We start from the raw sequence: 1217 nt of genomic DNA on the forward strand, positions 1-1217 counted from the left end.
ACGGAGAGCGCCGTACATCCTGCCGGCGGCTGTAGCCAGCCACCTCCATTCCAAAGGGCCGCATGCGCCGTTTCGGCGCTTCCTGCCGGCGTACCGGTCAGCTGGTACACATCGGGCCGGAGCGTGTATTGCCCGAACATGCCCACGACCCGGAACGTGACCGCAGTGACCCGGTTCGTGCGTTCGTCCCTGAGTTCGACACGAATCGGATTGGCCGGCGCCCGAAGATAGACGCCATCCTGCCCAGTCGCACCGCTATCGAGCGCACCGTAACTCACATCGCCCACCGGCAGATCGACAGTCGTCACGCCTGCACAGCCACCCGGATCGGCCGCACAAAAGCCTGCCGGCCTCGTGATATTGCGAAAGCCGTTTTCGCCTTGGGTCTGCGCACCGGGCAGATATTCAGCCTCGATCGACACATCGGCGGCACGCGCGACGGTTGCGCCGGCTAGCACCAACACCGAACCGGCCAGCCATCGCATGAGCACGATGAGCGCTCGGGCGGTCGATGCGCGCACGCCGCGGTTGGCGCTACCCTTCTGATTACCCCTGTTCATCATGGTTCTCCGCTGAATCGGCATTGGTCTGCTCCTGTTCACATTCCAACTCCCCGACAATCAGAGAGTCCCCTTCCATTTGATGGTCCTGCGGCTTCAGGTGAAGCGTGCAGAGCGGCTTGCCCCCTTTCTCGACCTTGACGACCGGCTTGGCGTGACTCACCTCGAGCGCGAAAAATCCGTCGGCCTCCGTGACCGACCGGCCCGCGGGGCTGGACAGGTGAGCGGCTCGCACCGGATTGCCTGCATGGTCGACCAGTCGGCCGATCACCGTCATCGTCTTCATGACGTGCACCTTCTCGTACCCGACGCCGCCCTTGTTCAGGTGGTAATGGGTCACGGCCGGCTGCAGCGTCGCCGCCGGCGCCTGCGATCGATCGAAGAAATACTGGAGTCGACCCGCGCGATAGGCCGACACGGGAACCAGATTGCGACCCGGGCGCAGTTCAATGCTGCCCCCCGCGGTGTCCTGCGCACGCACCTTGACCTCCTCGAAATCGGATGCCAGGTCCACAATCACCGCGGACTCGCCATTGAAGGCGTTGCTTTTGCCGGATACGGCAGCGGACTTGCCGTTCGTGCGTAATAACTTCGTATAGCATACATTATACGAAGTTATACGAACGTCGATCACGAATGCCACGTACAGCCAGCCTT

2 protein-coding genes are annotated in these 1217 nt (G+C 62.6%); both read right to left on the minus strand.

Annotated features, from left to right (window positions below; all coding sequences use genetic code 11):
* Positions 1-560, minus strand: a 560-nt coding sequence (locus tag JMF90_RS37780; RefSeq protein WP_201326413.1) for a hypothetical protein, incomplete at its 3' end; no start/stop codon positions are given.
* Positions 547-1217, minus strand: a 671-nt coding sequence (locus tag JMF90_RS37785) for a CS1-pili formation C-terminal domain-containing protein (RefSeq protein WP_236598135.1), incomplete at its 5' end; no start/stop codon positions are given. The genes JMF90_RS37785 and JMF90_RS37780, both read right to left, overlap by 14 nt.

This window comes from Burkholderia sp. E168m23 (assembly GCF_016586125.1).
Taxonomy (GTDB): Bacteria; Pseudomonadota; Gammaproteobacteria; order Burkholderiales; family Burkholderiaceae; genus Burkholderia; species Burkholderia orbicola.